Annotated in this window: 12 protein-coding genes and 1 pseudogene; 3 read left to right on the top strand and 10 right to left on the bottom strand. The window is 61.2% G+C overall.

Annotated features, from left to right (window positions below; translation table 11 throughout):
- Positions 1-25: 25 nt before the first annotated feature.
- The 6 genes from N2604_RS10160 to N2604_RS10135 all read right to left on the bottom strand — a co-directional run bounded on the left by N2604_RS10160 (position 26) and on the right by N2604_RS10135 (position 5,630).
- Positions 26-1,705, bottom strand: a complete 1,680-nt coding sequence (locus tag N2604_RS10160) for a DNA polymerase/3'-5' exonuclease PolX (RefSeq protein WP_260374577.1) — start codon at positions 1,703-1,705, stop codon at positions 26-28.
- Positions 1,706-1,987 carry a hypothetical protein gene (locus N2604_RS10155; RefSeq protein WP_260374576.1) on the bottom strand — a complete coding sequence of 94 codons (282 nt, stop codon included), beginning with the start codon at positions 1,985-1,987 and terminating at the stop codon, positions 1,706-1,708. It abuts the gene before it with no gap.
- Between the two features lie 222 nt (positions 1,988-2,209).
- Positions 2,210-2,971, bottom strand: a complete 762-nt coding sequence (locus N2604_RS10150) for an SDR family oxidoreductase (protein ID WP_260374573.1) — start codon at positions 2,969-2,971, stop codon at positions 2,210-2,212.
- A gap of 33 nt (positions 2,972-3,004) precedes the next feature.
- On the bottom strand, positions 3,005-3,484 hold the full coding sequence (locus tag N2604_RS10145) for a DUF6130 family protein (RefSeq protein WP_409241697.1): 480 nt from the start codon (positions 3,482-3,484) through the stop codon (positions 3,005-3,007).
- A 49-nt stretch (positions 3,485-3,533) separates the two neighbouring features.
- Positions 3,534-4,262 carry a DUF6875 domain-containing protein gene (locus N2604_RS10140; RefSeq protein ID WP_260374572.1) on the bottom strand — a complete coding sequence of 243 codons (729 nt, stop codon included), beginning with the start codon at positions 4,260-4,262 and terminating at the stop codon, positions 3,534-3,536.
- A gap of 36 nt (positions 4,263-4,298) precedes the next feature.
- Positions 4,299-5,630 (bottom strand): epoxide hydrolase family protein, encoded by a 1,332-nt coding sequence (locus N2604_RS10135; RefSeq protein ID WP_409241696.1) that lies wholly within the window; start codon positions 5,628-5,630, stop codon positions 4,299-4,301.
- A 136-nt stretch (positions 5,631-5,766) separates the two neighbouring features.
- On the opposite strand from N2604_RS10135, the gene N2604_RS10130 reads away from it, so the two are divergent.
- Positions 5,767-6,654, top strand: coding sequence for a LysR family transcriptional regulator (locus tag N2604_RS10130; protein WP_260374571.1), 888 nt, complete (start codon positions 5,767-5,769; stop codon positions 6,652-6,654).
- 135 nt (positions 6,655-6,789) lie between these two features.
- Here the strand turns inward: N2604_RS10130 and N2604_RS10125 are convergent, their stop codons facing one another.
- Together N2604_RS10125 and N2604_RS10120 are read right to left on the bottom strand one after the other, a co-directional pair.
- Positions 6,790-8,571 carry an adenylate/guanylate cyclase domain-containing protein gene (locus N2604_RS10125; RefSeq protein ID WP_260374570.1) on the bottom strand — a complete coding sequence of 594 codons (1,782 nt, stop codon included), beginning with the start codon at positions 8,569-8,571 and terminating at the stop codon, positions 6,790-6,792.
- Between the two features lie 511 nt (positions 8,572-9,082).
- Positions 9,083-9,598, bottom strand: coding sequence for a hypothetical protein (locus N2604_RS10120; RefSeq protein ID WP_260374569.1), 516 nt, complete (start codon positions 9,596-9,598; stop codon positions 9,083-9,085).
- A gap of 1,541 nt (positions 9,599-11,139) precedes the next feature.
- Between N2604_RS10120 and N2604_RS10115 the strand changes: the two genes are divergently transcribed.
- Positions 11,140-12,750: an OprO/OprP family phosphate-selective porin gene (locus N2604_RS10115; protein WP_260374568.1), complete on the top strand. Its 1,611-nt coding sequence runs from the start codon at positions 11,140-11,142 to the stop codon at positions 12,748-12,750.
- A 466-nt stretch (positions 12,751-13,216) separates the two neighbouring features.
- Here the strand turns inward: N2604_RS10115 and N2604_RS39710 are convergent.
- Positions 13,217-13,426: pseudogene (locus N2604_RS39710) on the bottom strand ((2Fe-2S)-binding protein); the annotation flags it as partial.
- 31 nt (positions 13,427-13,457) lie between these two features.
- Positions 13,458-14,117: a TetR/AcrR family transcriptional regulator gene (locus tag N2604_RS10110; protein ID WP_260374567.1), complete on the bottom strand. Its 660-nt coding sequence runs from the start codon at positions 14,115-14,117 to the stop codon at positions 13,458-13,460.
- A gap of 100 nt (positions 14,118-14,217) precedes the next feature.
- On the opposite strand from N2604_RS10110, the gene N2604_RS10105 reads away from it, so the two are divergent.
- The gene (locus N2604_RS10105; protein ID WP_260374566.1) at positions 14,218-15,426 is read left to right on the top strand and encodes an HlyD family secretion protein; all 1,209 of its coding nucleotides are present in this window, start codon (positions 14,218-14,220) and stop codon (positions 15,424-15,426) included.
- Positions 15,427-15,429 lie beyond the last annotated feature (3 nt).

Here is a 15,429-nt window from a genome sequence, read left to right as displayed (position 1 = left end):
ACCACCATATCGTGCCCCGGCGGCATCAGGCGGCGCGGGCGAGCGAGCGCCGCTTCTGGCGCAGATAGCGCGTGATCTCCGCAAGCGTCATCGCGTTTAGGATCCGATCGGCGGGGACGCCGCCCTTGCGGGCCATCTGGACGCCCCAGTGCATGTGGTCGAGCTCTGGAATGGAGTGGGCGTCCGGATTGATGCTCAGCATACAGCCGAATCCCAGCGCCGCCTGATGCCAGCGCCAATCTAGGTCGAGACGCCATGGGTGCGCGTTGATTTCGACCACCACGTCATGCTTGGCGCAGGCCCGCAGCACCTTTTCGACATCGATTTCGTAGCCGGGCCGTCGCTGGAGCTGCCGCCCGGTCATGTGGCCGATGATGGTCGTGTGGGGATCGGAAATGGCCCGAAGCAGCCGCTGCGTCTGCGCCTTGCGGTCCAACTTGAATCGGCCATGGATGCTGGCCACGACGAAGTCGAAACGTTCAAGCACCCCGTCGTCGTAGTCGAGCGACCCGTCTACCAGAATGTCGGACTCGATGCCTTTCAGGATCCGGAAATCCTTGCCGAAGCGCTTGTTCAGCCGGTCGGCTTCCCAGTGCTGCTGCGCTATCTCCTCGACGGAGAGGCCGCCGGCATAGTGGGCGGACTTGGAATGGTCGGCCACGCCGAAATACTCAAAGCCCCGCTGGCGCGTGGCCTTAGCCATGGTCTCCAGCGTCTCGGTGCCGTCAGAGGCATCCGTGTGGCAGTGAAGGATCCCGCGCAGGTCCTGGTCGGTGACGAGCTTCGGGAGCTTGCCTTTCAGAGCCGCCTCGATCTCGCCGCGCCCTTCCCGGAGCTCAGGGTCGATGAAGGGCAGACCGAGGGCGCGGTAGATCTCAGCCTCCTCGCTGGCGATCAGCATGCGGCCCTTGTGCAAGCCATCGGGCTCCAATCGCATCCTCTTTTCCGCCGCCAAAGCCTGGAGTTGTTCGATATGAGTGGCGGAGCCTGTCGCGAAGAGGAGAGCAGCGCCGAAGTGCTTGCGGTCAGATACTCGGATTTGCAGCCCGTCGGCCGGTGGCGTCGATGCCTTGACCTGCTTGGCAGCCTCCGCAACGATCGCGAGATCGCCAACGAGTTCGCAGCCGCGGCGGAACTCGCCGGCGATCGTCACACGCTTGAGTTCGGGGCGGGACTTGCGGATCGAGTCCTTCGCATGTTCCAGCAGAGCGGCGGCTCGGTGCAGGTGGAGGCGGCCTTCTCCGCTCTTGGCGATCGCCAGGTTATGCAAGATCTTGGTCTGCAGCGCGGCGCCGAGTCCTTTCGCCTTCTTGATGCGGTCATCCTTGGCGGCGGCCTCCAACTCCGAGAGCGAGCCGATGCCGAGATCCTTGTACAGGCGCAGCACCTTCTCCGGACGAAGGCCGGGCACAGCGAGCATCTCGAGCACGCCCGCGGGAATCTCCTTCCGCAGCTTTTCGAGGCTGGGGTGACTGCCCGTCTTGTGAAGCTTGGTGATGATGTCGGCTATCGCGTCGCCGACCCCCGGGATCTCAGTAAGACGATCCTCGGCGATGAGCACGTCCAAAGGGACGGCAAGGGCCGCCACGCTGTCGGCGGCCCGAGAGTAGGCTTTCGCCCGGTAGGGATTGCCGCCTCGCAGGGCGGTGCGCTGCGCATATTCCCGCAGGAGACTTGCCACACCGCGAGCGTCGAGGGAGGCCACTCAACGAACCTCCTGCTCTGCGCGATGAGGATTCGTTGCGGCAAAGCGAGTTCCAGCCGCCGGATCGTTCGGGCGACCATCCAGAGATCTTTCTACCTTCTGCGCTGCCCGGAAGTCATCCAGGTGCTGCGTGTTCGGGCCAAACGCCGCCTCCTTCTTGAGAAGGTTATAGATCCGGCCGACCACAAGCTGCAGGTGCTTCATCCGGCCCTTCGGCATCGACCGCGCTTTACAAAGAGCTCGGACGGCGTAGGCGCGGAAATAGTCGAATGCGTCTGACATGATCGGTAAACGCCCGCCTTCACCTATGGTTCGGTGGGTTGCGTCGAGACTGCTCCGTCGATGAAGGCACCTTTGGGGCTCGCGGCCCGGCGCTCCAAAGCGCGGGGCCACAGCAAGGGGCGTTCCGGAACCTGTCGCATCCTTGCAGCGTTGCGTCAAAGGATTCGCAAGAACCGATGGCGGCAAAGGATCCCTTGGGCCTGGGTGGCGGCGTGCGAACTGTCACAGTTCTGCGAACCCGCCATCGACAACCACTTCCGATCCAAGCATATAGCTCGATGCATCGCTGGCGAGGAACAGCACGGCAGCGGCAATTTCTTCGGGCTTTCCGAGCCGTCCGAGAGGAATCAGCTTGCTTGCGCCCGCAATATATTCGCGGAATTCATCTTCAGTCTGCCCGGGATGCTCGGATCGGCCTACGCCCCGAAGGATGGGTGTCTCTATCAGGCCCGGGCTGACTGCGTTGACGCGAATGCGCCGGCCAAGGAGTTCGGCCGACAAGGTGCGTGCGAACGAGCGAACCGCCGCCTTCGAAGCCGAAAGGATAGCACGACCGGGGACACCGATCTGGTTCAGCCAAGCTGTGTTCAGGATGATCGAGCCGCCCTCGCGCATGACCGGTTCGACTGCCTGAATGGAAAAGAACACGGACCTGACATTCGTGTCCATGAGGCGCTCATATTGCGCTTCGCTGGTCGTCGCCAGCGGTGTGACATAGGCTACGCCCGCATTAGCGAAGAAGACGTCGAGCGCGCCGAAGGCTTGCCGCACGTCCGAAGCCATCTTTTGGAGGGCATCTAGAGAAAGCACGTCCGTCTGCAATGTGCGCACATCGCCGCCGATGACCTTGCGCGCCCGCTCAAGAGCATCAGACTCGCGGCCTGAAATGGCGACCCGCGCACCGTTGGCGTGCAGCAGCCTGGCGGTGGCGAGGCCAATCCCCGAAGTCCCGCCAGTGACGAGGGCAGTCTTTCCGTTAAGCATGGAACTCTCCTAGTTGTTCTCGCCGAGCGAGACTCATTGGTCCTGGCCGTCGTGCTTCATTTTGGCGTGCTCGGGCACGATGAACGTCAGCGTCGTCACCTGACCCGGGAAGACGTTGTGGTCCGGATCGACTAGCGAGATCTTCACCTTGTGCGGGCCGGCCGGCAGCCCGGCGATGTCGATCGTGTTGCTGTCGCTCGCGTCCGCCCACCACCACGGCAGGTCGTCGACATTGATATGCAGATGCCCGATGCGGGGAGATACCTGGCGAGCACCAGCACCGAACACTTGCACGATGCGCAGATTTTCGACGCGATACTGCGCCCAGAAGACACCCCGAGCGAGGCCTTCGGGAAGCGGGGGGTCGACTACTAGCCTGGGTGCGGGCTCGTTCTGGATGGCGACGTACGGGGAAGCGCCGCGGACTTCGTTCGCGCTTTGGGCAAAGGCACGGCCGGTGAGCACAGCGGTAGCAGCGACCGCCGCTACGGCAAGCGTCTTGATGCGAGGCACGGAATTGTCTCCTTCGAAGAGCAGAATCTCGGGTTGATTTGGAAGACGGTCAGAACGAGCTGCGGCTCTTGCGCCACGGCAACTGCCGTAGTTCGTCGGCAAGACCCCGGACAGCGGACGCTCCGAAGCGGCGCGGCCAACGGTCGAGCCAGTCCTCGCTTTCCAGGAAGAACTTCCAGTCGCTGATGACTGCGGGCCTCATCAGCAGAAACGGTGCGGGTGGTGTGAACGGCCTGAAGCTGGAGCTGTGTATCGCTGTCGCTTCATTACGCTCGTAGAAGGCTCCCAGCACAAGTCCATCCTCCACGTACGATGGAACTGCAAGATGCTGCAGGACGTCGTCAAAGAGATCCCTTGCACGATCTGACGCCAAATCGGTGAAGACCAGGACGATCGATCTGTAGTGTGCGTCATGGCCGTTCGAAGACTGGGCTTCCGTGAACAGCTTCTTGTAGTCCTTCACGAGCCGGACAACTTCCGGCACGCTCAGCTTGGCGATCCGCTCGGGCGCGAGCCAGATCGTCTTGCGCTCGCGGGCCGCGGGCACGAAGGGACATACCGCGCCATCGCGGCCGAGATCTTTGTGAGGCCTGGCCACGAAAGTCCGGATCCAGTCTGCGACGGCTTGAAGCGCAGTCAGATCCCTTTCCGGGAGCGTCCTCGTCATGGACGCGTAGTCGAGATCGTCGAGCGCGAAGAGATTGGTGTTCTGTGCTTGCAAAGGGTCTACTGTCGCGGAGCCAGCCGCGGCTGCGTCAAACGTGTCGACGTGAGTCATGATATTCTCCATCTGTTGAATGCAGGATCGCGGTTTTCAGATCGATTGGCGAAGCGGCTTGAACGCCGCACGAAGCTCGGAGGCGAAAAGCTCGGGCTCCTCCCAGGCCGGGAAGTGGCCGCCCCGCTCAGCGTCGCGGAAGTAGATCAGATTGGGAAAGGCGCGACGGGCCCAAGTCTCCGGGGCTCGGAACAGATCGTCGTTCGGGAACGTCGTGATGGCCACCGGTAGAGTAATCTTGTCAGTCTTCTGCGCGGCCGCGCTGATCAGGTTCTGATCGCGGTTCTCCCAGTAGAGCCTCGCTCCTGAGGTTACCGTGTTGGTCAGCCAGTGAAGCGAGAAGTTGTCCAGCACCTCGTCCGGCGTAGGCGCCTGCTTGGGATCCTTGCCGTACGTCCACTTCCCGAACCCTCCATGGACGAGCATCCACCCCGCAAGGCCGGCCGGAGAGTCGGTCAGGCCGTAACCGACTGCCTGTGGTCGCGCGCTCATCATTGTCAGGTATCCCCAGCCGCCGCTCTTGATGAACGACTGCATGGCGTCGAATTCAGCGCGCTCCTTTGCGGACAGTCCAGCAGGCGCGGGCCCACCGTTGCCGATCGCTTCGGCCGCATCGGGCGGGAAGACCGCCGGCAGATTGGTGTGGATGCCCAGCAATCCCGTTGGTGCCTGCCGCCCCATTGCCTCGACAACGCCGGCGCCCCAGTCTCCGCCCTGCGCGACGTAGGTTGTGTAACCGAGCCGCTTCATGAGCATGTCCCATGCGCGGCCGATGCGCTCCACGCCCCAGCCGGTCTCGGTCGGTCGCGACGAGAAGCCGAAGCCCGGCAGCGACGGGATCACGACGTCGAACGCATCCTCTGCCCGGCCGCCGTACGAAGTCGGATCTGTGAGCTGGCCAATGGGCTTGATCTGCTCGAAGACCGACCCGGGCCATCCATGCGTGATGATGAGCGGCAGTGCGTTAGGATGGCGAGAGCGCACGTGGATGAAGTGGATATCGAGGCCGTCGATCATCGTCTTGAACTGCGGGAAGGCGTTCAACTTTGCCTCGCCCTTGCGCCAGTCATAGTCGGTCGCCCAATGGCGGACTAGTTGCTGGAGCTTTGCGAGTTGCGCGCCTTGCGTCTGATCGGCGACTGTCTCCTTGTCGGGCCAACGGGTCGCTGCCAGGCGCCGGCGAAGATCGTCGAGTTGATCCTGCGGGACCTTCACCTTGAAGGGACGAATGCCGTCGCCATCCGCAGCAGATGCCGAATGTTCTGAAAGCAAGCTGGCGGTGCCGGCCACGGCAACTCCCGCCGCGATGCCGGTTAGAATACCACGACGACCGATGTCGATTGTTTCGGGCTTATCAACCTTAGTCACGACTGGCTCTCCTGCTTGAAGGATCAATGTGCGGAGCAACGTCAACCTCCGCTCGTCCTTGAAACTAGGAGCCTCGCCAGACCATCCACTAGCTGGTAAAGTCGGGATTTACTGTGCAAGTATTTGGACAGCGACCATGGATGCAATCACGGTATTCGTGAAGGTCGTGGAAGCAGGCAATTTCTCCGCCGCTGCGAGACGCTTGGGCATGCCCAAGACAACGGTCAGCGCCAAAGTGGCGGGATTGGAAAAGCGTCTCGGGGTGCGGTTGATCCAGCGAAACACCCGCAAACTGCGGATGACCGAAGCAGGCGACACTTATTTCCAACACTGTGCGATCGCCGTCCGCGAAGTCGAACAAGGTGAGGCGGCGCTTCAGGTCTCGAAAACCAAACCGTCCGGTATCCTCAAGGTTACGGCGCCAGTGGACGTTGGGCACGCTATTTTGCCTCGTATCGCCCGTGCCTATGCGGCGAGGTGTCCGGACGTTTCACTCCAGTTCATCCTCACGAACCGGATCGTCGATATAGTTGAGGAAGGTGTCGACCTTGCTATTCGCTTTGCTGGGGCGCTGAAGGACTCGTCAATCATAGCTCGACGTTTCATCGAAATAAGATCAGACCTGTGGGCCTCGCCGCAATATATGAAGCGGTTAGGCAAGCTCAGCCATCCGCGCGACTTGGCTGATGCTGCATTCATAAAGTACCTCTTCCAAAAGACATCCGTGACTCTCACGAACGGGAAGTCAGACTTTGAGGTTGAAATGAAGGGACGGGTTCAGGTCGATGACGCAGAACTGTGCAAGTCCCTCGTCGTGTCGGGAGAAGGTATGGCATGGTTGCCGGAATATCTAACCGCAGACGCGGCGAAAGCCGGCAAGCTGGTGAGGGTCCTGTCGGAATGGCGTACGAAGCAGCAGCGGCAGGCGACCCTGTACTTTGTCTATGCCGGTCGCCAGTATGCACTCCCGAAAGTGGAGAGCTTTATCCAAACCGCCTTGGAGCAGGTTCAACCCGGAAAGTGAGGAGGCCTTTCAAAGCGGCAGCAAACCTGGCTGCGAGCTCCAAGTTGGGTTCGGGTGATCCGTGGCGCCCTGCCCTAATAGCTATGGGCCAGTTGTTGCATCACGTGGGTGCCGTAGGCAGGCGTCTTGGGATGGTCATTCGGGCAGTCCGGCTTGCCGCAACACTTCCTCTAATCGCAAGAGGTCTTCGGCACGCCAAGGGCCCACCACATCTTTGAGATTGGAAACACGTAGCGCGGGATTAAGTTGCCGCAACCGAACCACCGCCTTTTGCGCTTGCTCCGGCCGACCGGCCATCGCGTTGCTTGCGGCAGCGACACGCAGTGCTGATGAAAAGTCCGGGTTATCCTGCAATGCCATCGCTGCCCACCTTGCCGCTTCGTCATAGTGGCCCAGGAAGAAATGTGCAGTCGCGGTCCCGCTTTGCATCGGCGTGACCCACGGGCCAAGTGGGCTCAGGCGCATGGCACGCGCGAAGCGCTCGATCGCAAGTTTCGGCTCGCCGAGCCAAGTTTTTACCCAGCCACCGCAAAACCATGCCTCGGCCAAATTGGCATTGAGCACAAGCGCGCGATCGATTAAGGCGGCGCCTGCCCCGAGATCGCGGACAAAATAAGCTAACGCCCATCCACTAGCGGCGAGCGCGATTGCGTCATCCTTACCCAGCTCGACCGCCCGTCGAGCGAGCCTCATCACTTCGGCAATCTGGTTCGTAGTGTTTGAGGTCCAGCCATTGGTCTTTCCATGGGCATAGCAAAAGGCGGCGCGACCATAAGCCGATGCAAAATCCGGATCGAGCTCGATCGCGCTGTTGAAGAGGCTCAATGCCTCTTCGTTCGCTTGCCGGCTAGTAAACCGATAAAACTTGGCCAAGCCGCGTAAATAGAGGGCATAGGCGTCGAGACTCTCGGTCGGCTTGCGCTTGGCACGCTCGATCTCGGCCTTTTCCATCGCCGGCGCGATCGCCCCGACAACGCTCTCGGTCACCCGGTCCTGCAGATCGAAGATGTCGCCGAGCCCGCCGTCGAACCGGTCCGCCCAAAGATGTGCCCCAGCTGCGGTATCGACGAGCTGTCCCGTGATGCGCACCCGGTTTGCCGCTTTGCGAACGCTCCCTTCCAAGACGTAGCGCACCCCAAGCTCGCGCCCGATCTGCTTCACATCGACAGCGCGCCCCTTGTATGTGAAGCTTGAGTTGCGGGCGATGACGAACAGCGCCTTGAAATGAGAGAGCGCGGTAATAATCTCCTCCACCATTCCATCGGCGAAGTAGTCCTGTTCCGGATCGCCGCTCATGTTCTGGAACGGCAGCACGGCGATGGAGGGTTTGTCAGGGAGAGCGAGCGGCAACGCAGTCTCGGTCAACGGTTTTGTTGTCGGTGAAGAGCTTGGGCCGAGCACGCGCCAAGCCCGCATCGGTTCGGCGATATTCTTCAAAGATTGCGAACCCATGTTCTCTAAGGTGTTCTCAACCTTGCCCCGAACCTGCCGCCGAGCATCGTCGGAAATGCAAATCCCACCGGGCTCCGCGATCCCTTCGAGACGCACTGCAATATTGACCCCATCACCAAAGATATCATCATCAGCGATGATAATATCCCCAACATGAATGCCGATGCGAAATTCGATCCGCTTGTCGTGGGGCACATCGGTATTTTGTTCCGCCACGCTGCGTTGGATTTCGTCGGCGCATCGGACGGCATCGACCACGCTTGCGAACTCGACGAGAGCGCCGTCCCCGGTGTTCTTGACGATGCGTCCGCGATGATCAGAGACTTTGGGATCAAAAAGCGTATTTCTAAGTGCTTTCAGTTGCGCCAGCGTGCCTTCTTCGTCGACCCCTATCAGGCGACAAGAACCCACGACATCTGCCGCCATAATGGCCGCCAGCCGCCGCCCAACGTGCTTGCTGCTCAAGCTGCACCCCCCAAAAGCTTGGGGAAATTGAATTCGTTATATAGCAGTATTGTAGGCCGATGTCCGGCTAGGACCATGTCCGAAATGGGGCCTGGCTGCTAGGTTGTGGCGCGGTCGGGGGAAGCGCAATCAGGCATGCGATTACTTGACGCCATTGTATAGCTGGTTCACCGAAGGGTTCGACAGGAAGCGAGCGCCTTGCTCGATCAGCTAGGATAATGCAAGCAGATGGCTAAGTTGAAAGCGGCCTACCACAGGCGAGGCTTGTTTCTACTGTTGCGCATGCTCTGCGTCTGTTCCGCCGGCTGTTCCGGGGGGAAGCTCGGGGCCGCCATCCAGCCATTGATCTTGGCAACGAGGCAGTAAAAGTCGGAAGGGCCTAGCATCGACTGTCGGCAAGCGGGGCGGCCCTATCGAGCGGCGCGTGTGCCGCGGCCCGGCTGGAGCTCGGAGCGTTTCCTCTGAAAGAATGGCGAGCGCCGAGCATCGAGCACAGCCCCGTGTAGTCCCGTCAGGGCGTCGGGTAGTCCCAAACATCGGGTGGCAGTTTGTCCTTGAGCGATGCGTACATAGCGTCGCGGAACAGCTTCACGGCCGGATATGGTCGGAGGGCAATTGTACGCTCCACGATCAGCCCCTGCTCGTTGTCGACGATGACCTCGAGACTTTCGATCTTGTGACCATCCATGGTTCCTTCCCAGCGTAAGAAGGTCGTCCGCTCATCCAGCTTATACTCGGCTGTATAGGCACCGGACCCACGCGTCGAGCTCGACTGAGCAAAAATTGCCGCGATGGTCTCACGTCCCTTGATCGCCCGCACTAGGATCGGGCTGTTAAATATGATGTTTTCGGCGAGCAACGCGCTCACTTGCGCGGGCGTAGCGCTGCCGGACTCTCGTAGTTTGCGTAGTGGATGCACGGCGATTTCTCCTATGCTGGCCAAAGCAGTGACGTAGATGCTTTCAGATTCGACGAACAGCCTGGTTGCGGTCCTGGTTGCGCCGCGGCTCGAAGGCTTCTTTGGCATCCTACGATACCTCCGTTCGCCGCGCGCGACATGATGCTAGTTCCGTCTCTGCGGCAACGATTTGACTCAGGCGAGTTGAATCGGCGTTGTGAGTGGCGCAGCGGTTTGTGCAGGTTTAGTTGGACGGGGTCGATTACGTCAATGATTACGATGAAAGGTATTTGGTCGCAGATGATTGAAGCCACGGATCTGCAAACTGTCATCTAGGATTTGCCGACCGGTCAATATAGGAACCATTCCGCGTGGTCGCACCCAACGCTGCAGAGCGGTGGACTGAGGAGATTCCAAAGGATGTGATCGTGCATCCGTTGATCTGTATCAATGGCTACGGCTCCCACGGGCCAAGCATCGGCTCGCACTGGCGATGTACCCGCTCGCCTGTGCAAGCTGTTCCCCCGGCCGGACCCCAGCCCCAGCCAGCCGGGGGTTCCATGCTGATTTAATTGCAGCTAACAGCGCGCAGCCGTATCACCCGCGCGCCTTGCTCCTCACCGGCAATCCGCCCGTTACCCCGTTGATCGGATCGTCCACGGCTCGCTCAGCGAGGGTCGCCGCGCCCGCCACCATAGGTCAAGCCTCACGGACGATCGGCCATACCTGGCACAATGAAATGTTGATCATTCTGGCATCGGTAGCGCTGTCTTTCGCAATGCGCGGGTCTTTGCGATCGTTAATGGCGTACTCCTCTCGCTGGCGTGATTGCCGCAAATGCCCCGGGCAAATTCCTTGCTCGAAAGTCGCAGGGCCGAGTGATCAAGTCGGCCGCATTGCAGAGCACAGTGATTCTGCGCCTGATCCCGCCTGAGCTCAACCGATCGTGCCGCGCCTTGACCAATCAGTTGCAACGCAATCGGGCGGCGGCGCTGCCATTTTTTCGATCAGTCGAGCCGTGCAGAAATGTGAATTCGTTCACAGCCACTTGCGGCTGTTGGATACATAACGTGAGCGCAGAGGGACATACTACGCCTCAATCTGCGAAACGCATCCTTAACTGGTTGACGATCGACTTGCTGGTGATTGCCGCTTCCCTGGCGATTATCGGGATCGGCATCTGGATCGGAATTGCTCCCTAACGCCGCGGGCACCCTGCGGCGAGCTCTCGGTGGCTCAGAGTTGCTCCCGAAAGCGACTTTTGCGCGAACGCGTGCATGTCGGCTCGGGCCGACAACGCTGGCCCAATCGAACATACGCGTTTGGCGACGGAACGAATGCTTTGGCTCTCGTCGAACGATGCTGCCCGGGGCACGCCGACAGATCGGACCATCGCCGCTTACGCAGAAGTCGCCGAAGTATAGGTACTCTTCGGCACGCAATTTATTGTTGCATCAGCTAAGATCATCGGGCGCCCGCGTTAGCATTGCTCGCCCATTGCATCGCCTCCTCGGACTTCTATGCTGGCTATCATACCAGCGTGAGTCCCGCCTGTTGGCAGCGAACAACAAACGGGATCCGAACCCGCTGTAGCTCCCTTGTGGAGCAGTCACTGATTCCAGAACTCGAACTGCAGGAAATGGGGCTTAAATCGGACAGGGGAGCTTCAAATGGATGCAACACGACTCACGGCAGTGGCACTTGGCATCACCGGGGCATTGGCCGCCTCGCCGGCTCGGTCGGAATCGGCCAGTAGCAGAGACGCAGAGATCGCGCTGCTAAAGCAACAGCTACATATGCTCGAGCAGAAGCTCGACCGGCTGCAGAAACAGACCAACGCCAATACCCAAGCCGCCGCGGACGCCAATGCTAAAGCGGCGAAGGCAAATGCGAAAGCCGCGGACGCAAAGGCCTCCAGCGTCACGAATGCCAATGCCGCCATTCCGGTCAAGGGCCCGTCGGCCTCAACCGGCGGCATCCTGACGATGCCGAACAACCGCCCGACGTTTTGCACGGCGGACGAGCAGAATTGCGTCGGAATCACGAGCCGCGTACACTGGGACGTCGGCGGTTATGACTATCGTCCCAATACTGCAGCGACGGTTCCTCAGAAGCTCGACAGCGGCCAAAATGTGCGCCGCGCGCGCATCGGTGTCGCTGGCAAATTCCTCAGCGACTGGAATTTTGCGCTGATTTATGACTTCGGCGGGTCCTCCGATGGGTTCGCCGGTACGGCGCCTGGGTCATTGCCAGGCGGCGGCGTCTCCGGCATCGAGAACGCCTATCTGAGCTATACGGGGCTAAAACCCTTCGGCGGCAAAATGGCGATCGAAGGTGGCATCATGGACCTGCCCTACACGCTCGACGAAGCCACGAGCTCCAACGACATCCTGTTCATGGAGCGCGCCTCGGCAGGCGTCATCGCGACAAATATCGCCGCCGGTGACTTCCGCTCCGCGGTCGGCACGCGCTGGTACAATGACGTGTTCTGGGCGGGCGGCTACATCACCGGACCTTCCACGGGCGCGATCCACTCCGCATCCAGCCTCGCGCCGAACGGCACCAGCGAGCAGTATGGCGCAGTCGCACGTATTGCAGGCCAGATCGTCAACGGCAAGGATTACTCCCTGCATCTTGGTGGCGATGCGCAATGGCTGATCCAGCCGCCGCGCAATCTGATAACAGGCGCACAGACGGTCACGCTCAGCGACCGGCCCGAGTTGCGCATCGATCCGACGACCCTGGTTTCCACGGGCGCAATTGCCAATGCCTCAGGCGCGCAGGTCTACAGCGTCGAAGCGGCGGCAATGTATGGTCCGCTGATCCTGCAGGGCGAGTATTTCTGGTTCAACGTCGATCGCAGCGCAAATACCGGTCTGCCGCCTGTCGGCGCACCGAGCCTGAAATTCCAGGGCGGCTACGCGCAAGCCGGATACGTGCTGACGGGCGAGACTCATGCCTATAATCCGGCGTCGGCCTCCTATAGCGGTATCAAACCGGCGCATCCGTTCTCGCTTGACGGCGGCGGCTGGGGCGCTTGGGAGATCGCCGGGCGCGTGAGTACGATCGACCTCAACAATCAGCTAGGTGCCGCTACCGGCATCGCAGGCGGCCGGCAAACCGTCTACACCGCCGCACTGAATTGGTACGTCAACGGCAACGTCCGCTTCATGCTGGATTACCTGCACGGCAACGTCGCGAGACAGGCGACGCCGATGTCTGCCGCCGACGTGGGCTCGAAGTTCGACGCCGTGGCGATGCGAACGCAGTTCGCGTTCTAGATGTGAGCTGTTATCTCGCCCTTCAGCGACGACGCGGGCGACAGCGATCGGGCGAAGATCTACTCGTTCGTTATAGAGGGCTTGCCAACCGCGGCATCTGCTACCTGCATCTCATCGAGGCCCGCGCCTGGGCGGGCCTGGTGGATAAGACGAACGATGCCGTACCGCAGTCCGTCGCCACGCTCTTCCGCCCGCTGTTTCCAGGGCCGATGATCGAGTCGGGCGGCTTCACCGTCGAGATGGCCGAGGAAGCCCTGGTCGAGGGAACGGCGGACCTCGTGGTCTTCGGAAGAACATTAATCGCCAATCCCGAATTTGCCGAAGCGCATCGTCCTCGGGGCCGCGCTCAACGCCCCCGACATATCTACGTTCTGCGGCGAGGCCGAGCGTGGCTACACGGATTATCCGAGCCTCGACGGCGCGGGTAGCACCGCCGACGGAACCTAAGAATGGAGTTCGACCCGATGCCCTTCGGCGTCTTGCCTATCGCTTCAATCGTCGTAATGGCGGAGTCGCCAATCCGTCGATTGTGGTGATGCAAGACCAAATCGGGCGTACGCGCCGCCCAGCGCCATGCCGCTGCCGAATCAGTGCCAGTCAGGCCCAGTGCGTCGCGTAACACCCACAACAGCGGCGTGTCGCCGTCAACATCGACGGAATGACGATCTCCGTTGATGAGACCGTATGGCTGTTTGCGAAGCAAAGCGTTAGGATGCGCAGCCCCGCAAGAATAGCGCGGCGGCTTTGTGCGCACGCCGCTCCAGCTCCTCACGTCCGGGCGGCGGCGCTTGACCCAGCATCACCGCGCGCTGCGGCTGGAAGGCGAGCATGCCGAGCAGCATGCCGGCGGCCTCGGTTGGATTGTCGATCGCGATCAGCCTGCGCTCGGCCTGCGCCTTCAGCCAGCTCGCCAGCGTGCTCTCGGTACGCTTGATCGCCTTGTTGTAGAAGGTCTCGGTGATCTCCGGGAAATTGTCGCCCTCCCCGATCACCATCCGCAGCAGCCCGATCACGGCGCCGTCAAGAATCAGTTCGCCGCAGGCAATCAGCGCGTCGCGCAACGCGCACTCGATATCTTCGTTTTCGCACGGTCGCAACCGGATGCGCGAGACAAAACGATCGATACCGTCGGTGATGATGGCCTCGAACAGTGCGCCCTTGTTAGGGATCAGCCGGTACAGCGTCTTGGTGGAAACGCCGGCGCGCCGCGCCACGCTTTCCATGCTGGTGGCGGCATAACCGCTCGTCGCGAATTGCTGCCGCGCCACGTCCAAGATGACGGCGCGCGTCTCCTCGTCCGGCCGCACCTGCGGCCGGCCGCGGCCGCGCCGTTCTTCGCTCACGTCTCCCACCTTCGTGATCGCCATAACGAGCCATGCCTTTGCATGAGAACTGTCATTCCATTGACAGAACCAACATAGGGGCTATTTTGGAAAACATCAAGTTTCCAAAATACGGAGGCTCGCTATGAGCGCCCAAACCGCCACTCTTAAGGCCGTCCCGGCTGAACCCGCCCAGGAACCGGCGCAGGTCCCCGTTCCTGGACCAAGCGCTGCCGTTCAGGCCGCAAGTCCTTCGAAAAAGGAGCGAATCCGCAAAGCCTTGATCGCGGGCGCGGCGCTGGCCTTGCTGGCCACCGCATCGTGGTATGGCTGGGATTATTGGAGTGTGGGGCGCTTCCTGGTGTCGACCGATGACGCCTATGTGAAGGCTGACAACACCACCATCGCGCCAAGAGTCTCGGGCTATCTCACCCAGGTTCTGGTCGGCGATAACCAGCACGTGAAGACAGGCCAGGTGTTGGCGCGGATCGACGACCGCGACTTCAAGGTCGCGCTGGATCAGGCCAAGGCTGACGTCGCGGCCGCCGACGCCGCTGTCGAAAGCAAGCGCGCGCAACTCGACGTTCAACAGGCCACGATCGATGCGGCCAGGGCGACCCTGGATGTCGACATCGCGGCGCAGGTCTTCACCGGGCAGGAGAACAAGCGCTATACCGATCTCGAGAAGACCGGTTACGGCAGCGTGCAGAACGCCCAGAACGCGCGGGCCCGCGACAACACTGCGGTTGCCGCGATCGCCCGCGACAAGGCGAATCTGGCTTCCGCACAAAAGCGGGTCGAACTGCTGAAGGCGGAGGTGGCGCAGGCCGTGGCGGCCGACGCGCGGGCAAAAGCGCTGCAACGGCAAGCCGAGCTCAATCTCTCCTATACAACAATCGTTTCGCCGATCGACGGCGTGGTCGGCAACCGCACGCTCCGCGTCGGACAATTCGTGCAAGCCGGCACGCAGCTGATGTCGCTGGTGCCGTCGAATGGCGCCTATGTCATCGCCAACTTCAAGGAAACCCAACTCGGCCAGGTGCGCGCCGGACAGCCCGTCGAGATCGAGGTCGATATGTTTCCTGGCAAGGCCGTGCGGGGCCATGTCGACAGTCTTGCCCCGGCCAGCGGCCAGGAGTTCGCGCTGCTGCCGCCTGACAATGCCACCGGCAACTTCACCAAAATCGTGCAGCGTATCCCCGTGAAGATCGTGCTCGACGGCCACGACGTCGAGCTGCGGCCCGGCATGTCGGTGATCCCCAGCATTCACACCAAGGCGACGGTCGAGACGGCGGCTGTCCCGCAGCCGGCCCGCCCTCGCCCCGCCTCATCGCAGATCGCATCGAACAGGTGAACA

Source organism: Bradyrhizobium sp. CB1015 (assembly GCF_025200925.1).
Lineage (GTDB): Bacteria > Pseudomonadota > Alphaproteobacteria > Rhizobiales > Xanthobacteraceae > Bradyrhizobium.
The sequence above is the reverse complement of the archived record's forward strand: the minus strand, read 5'-3'. Positions and strand labels throughout refer to the sequence as shown.